At 46.8% G+C, this 14562-nt stretch carries 11 protein-coding genes and 1 riboswitch; of the genes, 7 read left to right on the plus strand and 4 right to left on the minus strand.

Features of this window, described 5'->3' with window-relative positions:
• The first annotated feature begins 197 nt into the window (after positions 1-197).
• From ACFO1S_RS17365 to ACFO1S_RS17375, 3 genes are all read left to right on the plus strand, one after another.
• On the plus strand, positions 198-3590 hold the full coding sequence (locus ACFO1S_RS17365) for an InlB B-repeat-containing protein (protein WP_204603851.1): 3393 nt from the start codon (positions 198-200) through the stop codon (positions 3588-3590).
• 10 nt (positions 3591-3600) lie between these two features.
• Positions 3601-4794 (plus strand): winged helix-turn-helix domain-containing protein, encoded by a 1194-nt coding sequence (locus tag ACFO1S_RS17370; RefSeq protein ID WP_204603852.1) that lies wholly within the window; start codon positions 3601-3603, stop codon positions 4792-4794.
• Between the two features lie 150 nt (positions 4795-4944).
• A complete protein-coding gene (locus ACFO1S_RS17375) occupies positions 4945-5463 on the plus strand; it encodes a ClbS/DfsB family four-helix bundle protein (protein WP_204603853.1) in 519 nt (172 codons plus the stop codon).
• A gap of 191 nt (positions 5464-5654) precedes the next feature.
• Here the strand turns inward: ACFO1S_RS17375 and ACFO1S_RS17380 are convergent, their stop codons facing one another.
• The gene (locus tag ACFO1S_RS17380) at positions 5655-6599 is read right to left on the minus strand and encodes a ketopantoate reductase family protein (RefSeq protein WP_204603854.1); all 945 of its coding nucleotides are present in this window, start codon (positions 6597-6599) and stop codon (positions 5655-5657) included.
• A 149-nt stretch (positions 6600-6748) separates the two neighbouring features.
• Here ACFO1S_RS17380 and ACFO1S_RS17385 point away from each other — a divergent pair, with 149 nt between their 5' ends.
• Both ACFO1S_RS17385 and ACFO1S_RS17390 read left to right on the plus strand, forming a co-directional pair.
• Positions 6749-7339 carry a TetR/AcrR family transcriptional regulator gene (locus tag ACFO1S_RS17385; RefSeq protein WP_204603855.1) on the plus strand — a complete coding sequence of 197 codons (591 nt, stop codon included), beginning with the start codon at positions 6749-6751 and terminating at the stop codon, positions 7337-7339.
• Positions 7340-7925: 586 nt separating this feature from the next.
• Complete coding sequence (locus tag ACFO1S_RS17390; protein WP_204603856.1) at positions 7926-8957, plus strand: Cfr family 23S rRNA (adenine(2503)-C(8))-methyltransferase; 1032 nt, start codon at positions 7926-7928, stop codon at positions 8955-8957.
• A 95-nt stretch (positions 8958-9052) separates the two neighbouring features.
• Here the strand turns inward: ACFO1S_RS17390 and ACFO1S_RS17395 are convergent, their stop codons facing one another.
• From ACFO1S_RS17395 to ACFO1S_RS17405, 3 genes are read right to left on the minus strand one after another with little or no spacing between them, the layout of a single operon-like run.
• The gene (locus tag ACFO1S_RS17395; RefSeq protein WP_204603857.1) at positions 9053-9736 is read right to left on the minus strand and encodes a hypothetical protein; all 684 of its coding nucleotides are present in this window, start codon (positions 9734-9736) and stop codon (positions 9053-9055) included.
• Between the two features lies 1 nt (position 9737).
• On the minus strand, positions 9738-10607 hold the full coding sequence (locus ACFO1S_RS17400) for an ATP-binding cassette domain-containing protein (RefSeq protein WP_204603858.1): 870 nt from the start codon (positions 10605-10607) through the stop codon (positions 9738-9740).
• Positions 10608-10614: 7 nt separating this feature from the next.
• Positions 10615-10983, minus strand: a complete 369-nt coding sequence (locus ACFO1S_RS17405) for a GntR family transcriptional regulator (protein ID WP_378127226.1) — start codon at positions 10981-10983, stop codon at positions 10615-10617.
• Between the two features lie 182 nt (positions 10984-11165).
• On the opposite strand from ACFO1S_RS17405, the gene ACFO1S_RS17410 reads away from it, so the two are divergent.
• Positions 11166-11870 carry an ABC transporter ATP-binding protein gene (locus ACFO1S_RS17410; protein ID WP_378127227.1) on the plus strand — a complete coding sequence of 235 codons (705 nt, stop codon included), beginning with the start codon at positions 11166-11168 and terminating at the stop codon, positions 11868-11870.
• Positions 11871-11872: 2 nt separating this feature from the next.
• The gene (locus ACFO1S_RS17415) at positions 11873-14197 is read left to right on the plus strand and encodes an ABC transporter permease (RefSeq protein WP_204603861.1); all 2325 of its coding nucleotides are present in this window, start codon (positions 11873-11875) and stop codon (positions 14195-14197) included.
• Positions 14198-14452: 255 nt separating this feature from the next.
• Positions 14453-14551, plus strand: a riboswitch (cyclic di-GMP riboswitch).
• Positions 14552-14562: the final 11 nt, after the last annotated feature.

The raw sequence follows: 14562 nt of genomic DNA on the forward strand, positions 1-14562 counted from the left end.
GTCATTAGGATGGTCCGTCCGATACCTTTCGCGATGGCCGGACTCATTAGGCTGTTCGTATTCAATATGGCGGGAGCGGCCAAACCCAGGAAAGGAATCGCTGCCAGAATGACATACAGCGCGGCGGATTTCCTTTGTATACGCACCCAGTTGCACCATGTGGCAAGGAAGGCGATTACAAGATTGGAGGACCTTACATGTTCGGAATCAATTTGCGGGGATCGGCATTTTATTTAACGTTAATATTGCTGTTTACAACGATTTTCGGCGGCTTTACAGCTTATCTGCAACCCACTGTCGCATACGCCGCTTCGGATTTTGACGCCGGAACGGGAACCGCGGAAGATCCCTATCAGATTGCGACCGCGAGTCAACTAAATTCCGTCAGGAATTACTTGTCTGAGGGAAACTATTTCAAATTGACAGCGGATATTGATCTGAGCGCATACCAGGCGGGGTTCGGCTGGACGTCGATCGGTACTCCCCCATCTAATCTTTTTCAAGGGAAAATGGATGGCAACGGCTATAAAATCACGAATTTGAAGATGTATAAGCCCTCCACTAACGTAGGTTTATTCGGTCACATCGGGAATAAAGCGGTCCTTTCGAATATGAGACTGGAAAACGTAGCTTTAACCGGCGGAACTTATTACATAGGCAGCTTGGCCGGTACCAACGAGGGAACGATCAGCAACAGCTCCGCTTCGGGAAGCGTGGGCGGAAGGGATGAAATAGGCGGCTTGGTGGGGTTTAACAAAGGAACGATCAGCAACAGCTCCGCTACGATAACCGTGAATGGTACCGGATACAATGAAGGCGGCTTGGTCGGTACCAATAACGGAACAATCAGCGCTAGCTATGCTACGGGAAGCGTGAATGGCGGGAGTTCGAGCAATACCGTAGGGGGCTTGGTCGGAGCAAATGCAATTACGGGAAGAATCGAAAACAGTTATGCTGCCGGAAGCGTGAGCGGCGGTGCTCCCGGAGGCGGCTTGGCTGGCGATAATAGAGGAACGATTAACAATAGCTACGCTATAGGAAGGGTATATACGACTGCTTTTAAAGGCGGCTTGGTTGGCGAAAAATATAGTACCAGTAACATTAGCAACGGCTTTTACGACAAAAATACGACAGGACAATCGGATACGGGAAAAGGAGTCGGCAAAACGACCGCGGAGATGAAGACGCAAAGCACTTATACCAGTTGGGACTTTACGACCGTATGGGGAATCGAGGCGTCGCGGAATAACGGATATCCTTATCTGCAAGCCATACAAAAATTTGTCGCCTATGACGAAAATGGCGCGACATCCGGCAGCGTACCGACGGACAACGTTTCGTATTGGCCGGGCAGCATAGTCCCGGTTTCCGACAATACGGGCAATCTGACGAAGCTGGGCTACACGTTCGCAGGGTGGAATATGCAAGCGGACGGCCAAGGAACGAGTTATGCGGCCAATGCAACCTTGGCGATTGGTTCGGAGAATGTGACGCTGTACGCGAAGTGGACGGGGGCCGCGGCAACGTACACGGTGACGTTCGACTCGCAGGGAGGCAGCACAGTTCCGAGCCTGACCGAAGTGAGCGCAGGGGCTACGATTAGCGAACCGACAGCGCCGACCAGAAGCGGTTATACCTTCGACGGCTGGTATAAAGAAGCCAGTACCACGACCGCGTGGAATTTCAGCACCGATTCGGTGACAGGAGATACGACGTTGTATGCGAAATGGACGGCGGTTCCAACATATACGGTGACCTTCGACTCTCAGGGAGGCAGCACAGTTCCGAGCCTGACCGAAGTGAGCGCAGGGGCTACGATTAGCGAACCAACGGCACCGACGAAAGCGGGTTATACTTTCGACGGCTGGTATAAGGAAGTCGGCACCACAAACGAGTGGAGTTTTAGCGCTGACACGGTGACGGGAGATACGACTTTGTATGCAAAATGGACGGCGATTCCGACGTATACGGTGACGTTCGACTCGCAGGGAGGCAGCACAGTTCCGAGCCTGACCAGTGTAAGCGCGGGATCGACGATTAGCGCCCCGATAGCGCCGACCAGAAGCGGTTATACCTTCGACGGCTGGTACAAGGAAGTCGGCACCGCGACCGCGTGGAACTTCAGCACCGATTCGGTGACAGGAGATACGACGTTGTATGCGAAATGGACGGCGGTTCCGACGTATACGGTGACCTTCGACTCGCAGGGAGGCAGCGCGGTTTCGAGCCTGACCGAAGTGAGCGCAGGGGCTACGATTAGCGAACCAACGGCCCCGACGAAAGCGGGTTATACTTTCGACGGCTGGTATAAGGAAGCCAGTACCACGACCGCGTGGAATTTCAGCACCGATACGGTATCGGCAAATACGACGTTGTATGCGAAATGGACTGCAGTAATCCCGGTAACGTACACCGTAACCTTCGACTCGCAGGGAGGCAGCACGGTTCCAAGCCTAACCAGTGTAGTCGCGGGATCGACGATTAGCGCCCCGATAGCACCGACCAGAAGCGGTTATACCTTCGACGGCTGGTACAAGGAAGTCGGCACCGCGACCGCATGGAACTTCAGCACCGATTCGGTGACGGGAGATACGACGTTGTACGCGAAGTGGAAGGAAATTAATGGAGGCAGTGGCGTGATTGGCGGCTCAACACCTTTATCCGATAACAGCTTAGTCATTTCAACGAATGGCAAACTTACGCTTCCCGCAGGCAAAGCGGGTGAGGTTAGTTTGGAAAATGCCGTTTCGATCTCTATTCCGGCAAATGCAACGGATAAAGAACTGAAACTATCGATTAATAAGCTGTTGGATACGCAAGGGCTTGTAACGGAACAAGATGTTCTAGCTAGCGGAGTGTATGAGATATTGAAAAACTTCTCCGAGAACTTCAATAACCCGGTAACATTAACTTTCACTTTCGATCCAGCAAGCTTGATGAGCGGTCAAAAGCCATCTTTATTCTACTATGACGAAGTGGAAGAGAAATGGGCGGAAATTGGCGGCGAAGTAAGGGGGAATAAGATCACAGCAACAGTTAACTACTTCTCAAAATTTGCGGTGTTTGGTGTGAGCCAACAGACGAAACCGAATGGAACAACCAATTTCAGCGATATTGTCGGTCACTGGGCGGAGGTGAATATCAAGCAAGCGGTAAGCGCCTCTATCGTCAACGGTTATCCGGACGGCTCGTTCAAGCCGAACCGGACCGTAACTCGCGCAGAATTTGCGGTTATGCTGATGAATACGTTGAAACTGCAAGGCGATGGGGCGATACTGAAGTTTACCGACTATGGCACGATAACTGCCTGGGCACAGAAAGCGGTGGCGCTAGCGGTTAAGGCGCAAGTAATCAACGGCTATGCCGACGGCACGTTCCGTCCGGATGCCGAGATCACTCGTTCTGAGATGGCTTTAATGGTCGCTCGGGCTTTGGGCCAATCCGCTAGCGTGATTGCGGCAACGAGTTTCATGGACGATAGGGATATTCCGGCTTGGGCGAAAGGAGCGGCAGGGGCTCTAAAGAAGCTGGGCATCATGGAAGGCAAAGGAAGGAACATATGTTCGACTTTGTGGTTTTCCAATGGATAGGGGTGCGTAAATGATCCAATTGACGAACCGCCAGGCCCAGCAATTTCTATTATTGAAGCACGGTTTGCTCAGCGAATATCGATTTACCGGAAAGCGGGGAGTATTGGATTTTGTGAAGCAGGTTGGCTGTATTCAGTACGATCCTATCGATGTTTGCGGAAAAAATGCCGAGCTGGTGCTACAGTCGAGAATCAAAGGGTTCACTAAGAGCATGCTCGACGAGTTGCTGTATACAGATAGATTGCTGGTCGATTATCCCGACAAGAATCTGGCTATTATCCCTGTCGAGGACTGGCCGTATTTTGAACGGTACAGGCAGGCCGCAAGGCAACATGCCAAGCGCTATCCCGAAATGGATGCATTGGCGGAGCAAGTGCGAGCTCACATTCAAAATCATGGTGCGCTAAGCTTGGATGATCTCAAATTGGAGGGGAATTTCTCTTGGCAATCGGCGATCCATTGGAGCAGCGGAAACAATTCATCCAGGTCGGTGCTGGAGCAGATGTACTCGACGGGCGAGTTAATCATCCATCGTAAAAAAGGAACGCGCAAATATTACGATATCGCCGGCAAATACATACCACCTAATCTTCTGAATGCGCCAGAGCCGCTGAAGGATGAGCTTGAGCATCATAAGTGGCGTGTACTGCGTCGCGTCGGCGCTGTTGGCCTATTGTGGAATCGTGCATCCGATGCCTGGTTGAACATATGGGGATTGAAATCGGAGCAGCGCAACGAGGTTTTCCGCCAGCTGCTGCACGAGGGGCGCATTGTTGCTATTGCCGTGGAGCAAATGAAGGATATGCTGTATTGCCGCGCAGAGGATTTGCCCCTTATTGAAGCCGTTCTGCTAGATCCGGCGCCGAAATTGCGCTGCGAGCTGATTGCCCCGCTAGATAACTTGATATGGGACAGAAAGCTGATCAACGAATTGTTTGGCTTCGATTACACCTGGGAGATTTATACGCCTGCTATGAAACGGAAATTTGGCCACTATGTGCTGCCTCTATTGTACGGAGAGAGCTTCATCGGACGAGCCGAGGTCATCGCAGAGCGAAAAACCGGGACGCTCATCGTGAAAAACATCTGGTACGAGAACGGCATAAAGCCGACAAAGCCATTGCGAGCAGCCTTGAACGATTGTTTTCAACGTTTTGCATTATTCAACGGATGCGGGACAATTTCGACAGAGTCTATGAACTGACATGGAGCAACTTTGACATCCTTGTTGGAAGATCGGGCACAGACGGTATCGATTGTTTCTCTCTCCACAGATGACAGGTTTTGAGAGGATTATGGCGGTTGCGAATGGTTTCTCGTCACGGTAGACTGAGGGTGAAACAGGAGGTATCTCATGCAGGAATATAAGAACAGTCAGGAACTGCTTGTAGAAATAGAAAAGACGGCGAAGCTTTTTATTGCTGAATTTGACAGTTTGAAAGAAGAGGAAAAGAACATAATGGTAGAGGGAGTAGATCGCTCTCCCCTGCAAATGATTGCATACCAGCTTGGGTGGCTGAACTTAATTATGAAATGGGATGCGGATGAGCGCGAAGGAAAAGAAGTGATCACACCATCCCCGTACCACAATTGGAATCAGCTCGGCGGTTTATACGACAGTTTTTATGCGGAGTACGTCTCGTACTCTTTAGATAAGCTGATAGAAATGTTTGAAAAAGCGGTTGCTGAAATACTTGCATGGGTCAATACTTTTTCAGAACAGGAATTGTTTGAACAGGACGCAAGAAAATGGGCGTCCTCTACACCGTCAAGATGGCCGGTCTGGAAGTGGGTACACATCAATACGGTTGCTCCATTTAAGTCCTTCCGAAGCAAAATCAGAAAGTGGAAAAGACAGAATACGTTACTATAACAACTGCCATTGCCCCATTCAAGTTAAACAGCAAATCTTTAGTAGGAATACATACGGTATTTACCTATAACCTGTAGAGTCTAAGCTGCGCGCTTAGGCTCTTTTTTGAACTACTAAATGTTAATAATTGGACACAAAATAGAATCTAAGGCCAAAATTATCCGCATGATGACAGAGAATCCTGCAAATTTTTATGATATGGAATTTTCAATAGCTTTGTGTTGTTCAGTATTTTCAAATGCCACAGTAAGACGTGGTAAAGGTATACCTAACTTTTTTGCTTCTCTCACAACTTCAAGTACCGCAAAACCTGCTTTACTATTGTTGTATTCGATGAAAAGTCGTGGTAAGCTGCCCTTTGCAAAAATAACCTTGTTAAAAAGCATGCCGAGAAGTGCCGGCGGAATCTTAGTCAACAGTAGCAAAATCATATCACTCTTTGCGCCTCTTGCTTTAAGTACAGGGGTCATTTCCCTCATATGCTTACCAACATTTGCGAATGAGTCACTATGGTTCATGAGCGCTGGAAAACTTCCACGTTTTAACACCTCGGTCTCCATTGCTGCATTCATGGCAAAGTGAATCCATAGCCAGCTTTGCATATCCTTGATCCAACTAATTTTTAAATGGGCACTTTCAAAGCATTCCTTGACCAATTGGTTAATATGCTCAGTGCCTGCCCGTGGTTTTTCAAGAAATATCATTTTCAAAAAGCCACCTCTAAGCCTGTTGTCCGCGATGCCGCCTCCTGCTCCGGGGAAGCCAAAGACAACATTGTTCATAGACAATGGTGCGATCGATGATTTCAAATCTTGCCAAATGTTATTGAATATGAGGATAGGGGTATTTCCTGCAGCAGTTGATAGGAATTGAACAGCTTCCGGAAGCTGTTCCGTGTTGACGCTCACAATAATGAGATCATAATTTGGGCTCATCTCCTCATGCAGTTTGACGTTCCAGCTTTCTTTTATAAGCTTTTTCCCTCTTCGTGCGTCCCACATTTCAAGCTCTATTTTGCTTCCGAAGGTTTCTTTTCTCCCTTTTCTAACGTAAAACTCAACTGTATGCCCTGCCTTTTCAAAAGCCCAAGCATATTGGGTTGATATTACACCTCTACCGAAGAATAAAATTCGCATATTAGCCTCCTGAAAATATATGTTAATCCTTGTTGATGATCCAACAACGCGTTGTATAATGTTATTGTATAGATTCACTATACGGTCATCAACCATCAGATTTTTAATATCTGTCGTATAATCGATTGAACAGAAAATGGAGGCAAATAATGAATAAGCAACCTGAAATTACGGACAAAACAAGGCAAACATTTATAAATGTATTCTGTGATTTATATAGCCAAAAACCAATTGAGAAAATATCCATTCAAGAGATTGCTAACCAATCAGGATATAATCGCAGTACATTTTATCAATACTTTACGGATATCTATGAGTTGTTGGACTGCGTTGAAGAGCGCGTCTTGAAATCCATTAACGAGGAAATGGCGAGCAGAGAGTTTTCTACACATACTTTCCAAGATGCACTTCAATGCTTGGAAAATGCAGAGGAAATTTCAGTTCTTAAAGCCCTCTTGGGCGACTATGGTTCTGTTCATTTTGTTGAACGCCTGAAAAGAGAAATTCCCTTTGAGAGATTGATTGTGGACTTTCCAACAAATGATGTCTTAGCACCCTACATAATTGAGTTTTACATATCAACATTAATATCTATGTTTCGCCTTTGGATACGCAACGGCAAAGATCTATCGTCGGAAGAATTGGTCAAGTTGGTAGATAGCCTATTTGCAAATGGGATAACACCGTATCATATCTTTGGCACGGTCAATCCGCGGCGCCCTGATTCGAATAAAAAGTAAGGGGACGAGGAGAAAGAGAATGAGGGACTTTAATATCGGCTCATAATGTAGACTTGAAAATTGTTGCATTTTTGCCCGTTTTGTCATAATTGCAATGCAGAAGAGGGTATGTTAAGATCGTCCTGACACTTATCGATTGGAGTTGAAGAGGATAATGTAATGTTTTTTGCCACTTTTTTTGAAGAATGAAGCGAAATTTGTTTTATTCTTTATTGGCAAGAAAGTTACCTTATTCTTTCACTCAAAAAATATATCCTTTATATACCCTCACCGGGTTGGATGTGCCGTTTTTTTGAGCTACAGGAAAGGTAACCCTTTCTTGTGGCTCTTTTTTGTCATTAATCAATTTCTCGGGAGGATGAAAACGATGATGATTGAGGTTGTAGATGATGATGTGAATCGGTTCCTGATAGATGAAACGGTTCACCAAAAAACAAATGGGGTGCCGGAGGTTTACCAATCTATCGACAGGTGCACGTAGCGACCCGTCTGCACACGTTGCGCTTTTCTGTATAGTTGGTTTAACGTGTCAAAGCGCCAACTGACGGTTGCTTTACTACGTTTTCTCCGGCAGTAAGGAGAAGACATGAGACAAGCCTCGAAATATGAAGTGATTCGGCGAATGTTGTCCGACTTCAAGCAGCCGGAGTATCGGTATGCCCAGATGATGGACGCGATCTTCAAGCAAAACGTCGGCGAATACGAACGGATGACCATACTGCCCAAGTTTTTGCGAGACGAGTTAAGCCGGATGCTTGGCCCCAACGTCTGCAGCGTCGTTCCGGTAAAGGAGCTTACATCCAAACAGGTCAGCAAGGTGCTGTTTGCCATTGCGGGCGACGAACGCGTGGAGGCCGTACGTCTTACTTATGAGCGGGGATGGAAATCGTATTGTATTTCCACGCAATGCGGCTGCGGATTCGGTTGCAGGTTTTGCGCCACCGGCACCATCGGCCTGAAGCGAAATCTGACCGCCGACGAAATTACCGACCAATTGCTGCACTTTCGCTTGAACGGCCACGCCTTGGACAGCGTCTCCTTCATGGGCATGGGGGAGGCGCTCGCCAACCCGCATATCTTTGATGCAATGACGATTCTGACCGACCCGGCTCTCTTTGGTTTAGGACATCGACGTATTACGATTTCCACCATTGGCCTGTTACCGGGGATCGACAGGCTTACACGGGAGTTTCCGCAAGTGAATCTAACCTTCTCGCTGCATTCGCCTTTCGACGATCAACGAAGCGAGCTTATGCCGATAAACGATCGATTCCCGATCCGCGATGTGCTGAAGGCATTGGATCATCACATCCGGCATACAGGGAGAAAGGTGTATATTGCGTATATTCTTCTTCGAGGAGTCAACGACTCGGCGGCGCATGCGGAAGCCGTTGCCGAGCTGTTAAGAGGAAGGGGACCTGTGGAGCATCTCTACCACGTTAACTTGATTCCATTCAATTCGACTGAGGTTACGCCGGACAGCTATCAGCAATCGGATTCAGATCGGATTAAAGCGTTTGTGCGGATCTTGAAGTCACAGGGGATCAGCATCACGGTCCGAACGCAATTCGGATCGGATATTAACGCGGCATGCGGCCAGCTATACCGCTCCGAATAATCGATCAACTGAAAGATTAGTACGGAATGATTCATTCAGGATAGGGGGGCGTAATATACCCCCTATCCTTTTTACGTCCCGCAAGCCCGATACAATCAGTGCGTTCTTCCCCTGGTAAAAAGCCAGCCGCCGGCCACGAAAACTAAACAAAGGATAAGGTTAAATCCGACACCCGCCGCAAGCGAGCCGTTAAATAACAGTGCTTCAAAAAAATTGACGACATGGACGCGCAGCGAAGGAATCGCCGTTCCGACCGGAATCGCCGCAATAAGCAGCGCCCACAGCAGCCAACCGACAGGGTGGTAGTAACCAGAGACTAGCATGCTTAGAAGCGCCATCGCCATCATATAAAAGGCGGTTTGGTACAGAAAGGAACCCGCCACGCCAAAGTCATCCCAATGAAACGCTTCAATAAGAGTAACGGTGTTCGTGTACTTCCGGATCACATTCACCTCAAGCACAAACCATAAAGAATTGAACAAAGCGATGGCTGCTGACCAGAAGGCAAAGACGAATTGAAGCGCCCTATAATATTGCTCGCGGCTCGCGCCCAAATCTACGATGCGCTTGTAATATCCGATCGGCAGCAGGATAGCGATAAGGGGCAAAATAAGAATCAGCATGTTGCCGTCCGAAAGGCGGGTATTTTGGCTGTTGTCTATATTGAGACTAACAATAAATTGTGCCAGATTTCCAAGCAGGATAAGAATAATTACGCACCAGATGTACACCCTCGTTTGCAAATAGGTTGCCTTTAAATGAACGGCCAATGCCCCCAATTCAATGACCTCCTCCGATTAAATACGAGAATAGCTTCTGAAGCGTTAGATTTTCAATCGAAATGTCCATCTCGCGAGCCCGTTGCCTGTCCCGATCGTCCAACTTATCGTAAATTGCGGCAAGTGTGCCGCGGCCATAGGATTCCGTATGTAATACTCGCTTACCGGCTGTTAACGAAGCCACCGCTTCCGAATTTCCCCGGATCAGATGAGCTTTCATATGTATCTGTTCTATCTCATCATGAAGCAGGAGGGAGCCGGCTTCAAGGATATATACCTTCTCCGCGACTGGGGCGATTTCGTCTATCAAATGCGTAGACAGCAAAATCGTGCGGGGGTAATGGGCGTAATCCTCCAGAAGCGCCTTGTAAAATCGTTCCCGCATCAACACATCGAGTCCGAGCACCGGCTCGTCGTACAAGGTCAGCGGCGCCCGACTGGCCAGACCGATGAGATTGCCTACGAGCGACTCCATGCCTCTTGAAAGCTGCCTGATTTTTTTTTGCGGATCGAGCTGAAACGATTTGAGCAGCTCATGAGCGAACGTCCAGTCCCAGTTAGGATGAAAACTCGCAGCAATCTGCAAAACCTCGATAATCCGCGCTCCTCCGAAGGATTTGTTTTTCTCGCGCATATAACAGAAATCCTTCGGAAGCTCTCCTCTGCCCAGCTTTTTTCCCCTTACCTCGATTGTGCCGTCGTTCGGGAGGATTCCGCCTGCGATCACGTTAAGCAAGGTCGTTTTGCCGGCGCCGTTGCGCCCGAGCAAGCCGTATATGACGTTTTCCTCCAACTGCAGATCCAGATTCCGCAAGGCGTAGGATTGGCCGTATTTTTTGTTTAGATTGCTGCAAGTCAATACGATGCTCACGGCACGTTCATTCCTTTCTCAACTGCTTGATCATGTCCATGATGTTGTCGGTTGTCAGCCCGAGCTTGTCGGCTTCATTCAACAAATCGGACAACAGCTCGTTGTAGAAACGATCCTTGCGCTTCACCTGAATCTTCTGTTTCGCATCAGTCGCGACGTACATGCCCAGTCCTCTTTTTTTGTACAGGATACCCTCGTTGACGAGCAGACCGATCCCCTTCACGACGGTCGCAGGATTGATTTGGAAGGTCTGGGAAAACTGCGCCACGGAAAGAACCTGCTCGTCCACGCGGAAAGTGCCGTTCAGAATATCGTCCTCAATTAGGTAAGCGACCTGTTGAAAGATCGGTTGCTTATCGTCGAATGTGATGTTCATTACCTCACCATTCATCATCTAGGTATGTTACCCATCTAGCATACCATATTTCGGCTGTTGACATTTAATTCAGTACGCATTACAGTATACTACAATAGTAACATACTAGCATGCCAAGTGTGAATAGGATTGGCTAATAAGGACTTCCAGAGTTAAAAAAACGATATAGGGAGATGCGTGAAGTGACCAATTTAATCGAATTCAAAAACGTAACGAAAGAATACAAAATCGGGGAAGTGCCTATTAAGGCGCTGGGCGGCGTAGATTTTACGATTTCGGAGGGGGAATTTGTCGTTATTTTGGGGGCAAGCGGCGCGGGTAAAAGTACGATTCTGAACATCCTTGGCGGTATGGATACGGCGACTTCGGGTCAAGTATTCGTCGGTAATCAAGAAATAACAAAGCTAAGCGAAAACAAATTAACCGCATATCGCGGCGAGAAAGTGGGCTTTGTCTTTCAATTTTACAACTTGATTCCGAATCTAAACGCTCTGGAAAATGTCGAGTTTGCCACGGAGGTGTGTAAGAACCATCTGGATGCTGAAGATGTTCTGCATAAGGTCGGCTTACAGCATCGGATCAAAAACTTCCCATCCCAGCTCTCGGGAGGAGAGCAGCAAAGAGTGGCCATCGCCAGAGCGGTTGCCAAAGATCCTTTGCTCTTACTCTGTGACGAACCTACCGGAGCTTTGGATTATGTGACTGGCAAATCCGTCTTGAAGCTTCTTCAGGATCTGAATAGGGAAACGAAAAAGTGCGTTGTGTTGGTCACCCATAATTCGGCAATTGCTCCTATGGCTGATAAGGTGATTAGGGTGAAAAGCGGCAAAATCGAAAGCGTTACGGTGAATGAGGAAAAGCAAAGCGTCGAAGGGATTGAGTGGTGAGCATGAAATTATTAATAAAACTATTTAGGGATATTAAACAATCTGCAGGGCAATTTATGGCCTTTGTATTGGTTGTCGCAGTCGGAGCTTTTTTCTATGCGGGGCTCGTCACTTTGAGCGATAATCTTAGCGCTTATACGAAGGGGTACTTCAAGGAACATAATTTAAGCGACTTGAATGTCTATTACAGTCAAATCTCGAAACAGGATGTGGCCGGTTTCAGTGAAATAAAAGGCATCAATAAAATAGAAGGGCGCTATACCTTCGATGCCGCACAATCCTTCGGAGAGGATAAAGCGACCTTACAAATTCATTCGATTCCTGCAAATAATGAAATCAATACGCCTGCTATTATCGAGGGGAGTATCCCGTCTATACAGGGGGAAATCTTATTAGACTCCCATTATGCTAAAGAGCATCAGTATCGGGTCGGCGATCCAATCCCCGTAAGTGCGAACGGAAGAGATTTTACATTTACAATTAGCGGCTTGGGCGAGAATGTTGAGCATACCAAAAAGAATGAAATACAAGACCATAAAACCTACGGAGTCGCTTATATTGCCGAAGAATCTCTAACTGAAATCCTGGACGTCTCTTCCTACAATGAAATCATGATTGATGCGCAAGAAGGCTACGATATCGACAGCTTAGGCAAATCCATTGAAGAGCAGTCCAAGCAACTTCCTTATTTAAGCCAGGTGAGCAAGGAACGCACCTTCAGTTATGCTCAGATCAAGGCAACGATACACAATAATGGCTTGATGAGTAAGGTTATCCCGTTCGTTCTCTTCTTGATCGAAGCGATTATTTTATTCCTCGCCATGTCGAGGATAATCGATTCTCAAAGAAATCAAGTGGGTATTATGAAGGCTTTGGGTGTACACAACAGAAGCATCATGCTTCATTACATGGGATACCCCGTGCTCGTAAGTATTATCGGCTCCATCCTGGGATTTGTAATTGCCGAATTTGTATTTGTGCCGTTAGTCACCGCATCGAATGCAAAAGCCTACTCTCTGCCCGGCATTCAATTCACGCTGTCTTGGTTATCGATCATTCCCCCCATCCTTTTCTCGAGTGTTTTTGGAATGCTATCCTGTTACTTAAGCGGGAGAGCCCTATTAAAGGAACGTGCGGCACAGGCGATGCGTCCCAAACCGCCAAAGAAGACGAAAAAGCTATTCATAGAAAGAGTTCCGGGGATTTGGAGTGCGATTTCCTACAGCTACAAGCTGATTCTGAGAAATATATTCCTGAACAAACAGAAAGCTTTAGCGAGCTCAGTTGGCGTTGCTGTAAGCACGGTTTTAATCATAACCGCTTTTGGCACACAAACCTCCTTGCAGAAAGTAGCTGACCAAGTTGAAGACGTATATACCTATGATTTAAGAGTAGATTATAAGATCGGAGCCTCTTCTGATACGGCAGAAGTCCCCTCCGGGATTAAAAATCGTTATTCTTTATCCACCTTTCCTGTTGAGTTCATCCACGAGGATGAGAAAGAAAATGCTACCTTAGTCGTTACGGAAAAAGAAAACAATCTCATTCATTTCTTCGATGACAAGGAGAACAGGATCGCTTTGGCGGATAATGGCGTGCTAGTCCCCCAATCTTACGCCGACAATTATCGGATTAGAGAAGGGGATACCATCCAATTAAAGTTCACGTCGCCGGAGCTTAAAAATAAAACGGTAGATATGAAGGTATTAAAAATAACGACACAGTATTCGAATCCGTCGTTCTACGTCACCCCCGATTATTTGGAGAGCTTTGGGCTGGAGTACAGTCCAACCTCGCTTGTAGTCGAAGCCAATAGCTCTACAGATCTTATAAGCGTTCGCAGCTTCTTTGAACAAGATCAATATGTAGATACGATATCAGATAAGAATTACCTTAAGAAAACAGCTCAATATATTTTGAAGCAAAACAGCTTCATATTTATCATGTTTATCGTCAGTGCCGTCGTTCTCTCTTTTGGCGCGATCTATACGATCTCTTCCATTAACATATATGAAAGGAATCGCGAGCTTGCAACCCTTAAAGTACTAGGCTATCAAAAATATAAAATAAACAGGCTTATATTTACGGAAAACCTCATCCTGACCGCCTTTGCGGTAATTGCGGCTTTGCCGATAAGCGGCTATGTATACAGCTTTGTTGTTCAGGCACTGTCTAGTACCCATCAACAAATCCCGGATAAATTAAATATATTCGTACTTGCGGTCTCGGTTAGTCTAGCCTTCATGCTTACCATTCTGTCTAGCTTATTGCTAAGAAGAAAAGTAACGAAAATCAATATGATCGAGTCTTTGAAGAGTGTGGAATAGTGGGGGAATTGAGGGAGTAGCTTGATATTTCTGAAGAATGAATCCTTATAGGACTTAAGGGGATTAAGCCATTTCGTGTGCTTAACCCCTTTTTTATTTGAAATTATGTCCTAAGGCAACACATTTTATAACTTTAGTCTCAGAATACAGAATAATTTAGAAGATACAAAAAGGAGAAACGTGGAAAATGTCGAATTTCTGAGAGGGTAAATATTCCTAAGTATACTAAATCAACCTTTTAATCAAGGCCATTTGAACTGAAAAAGGCAAACCTGTTCGAAAGACAGGGACGCAAAGCCACGGACCTTAGGCATCGGTCGAAAGACTGATTGCTATGGCAGCCGGGTTGCCTGCTCTAGTGGTCT

Origin of the sequence: Cohnella boryungensis, assembly GCF_042651945.1 — a bacterium.
GTDB classification, from domain to species: Bacteria; Bacillota; Bacilli; order Paenibacillales; family Paenibacillaceae; genus Cohnella; species Cohnella boryungensis.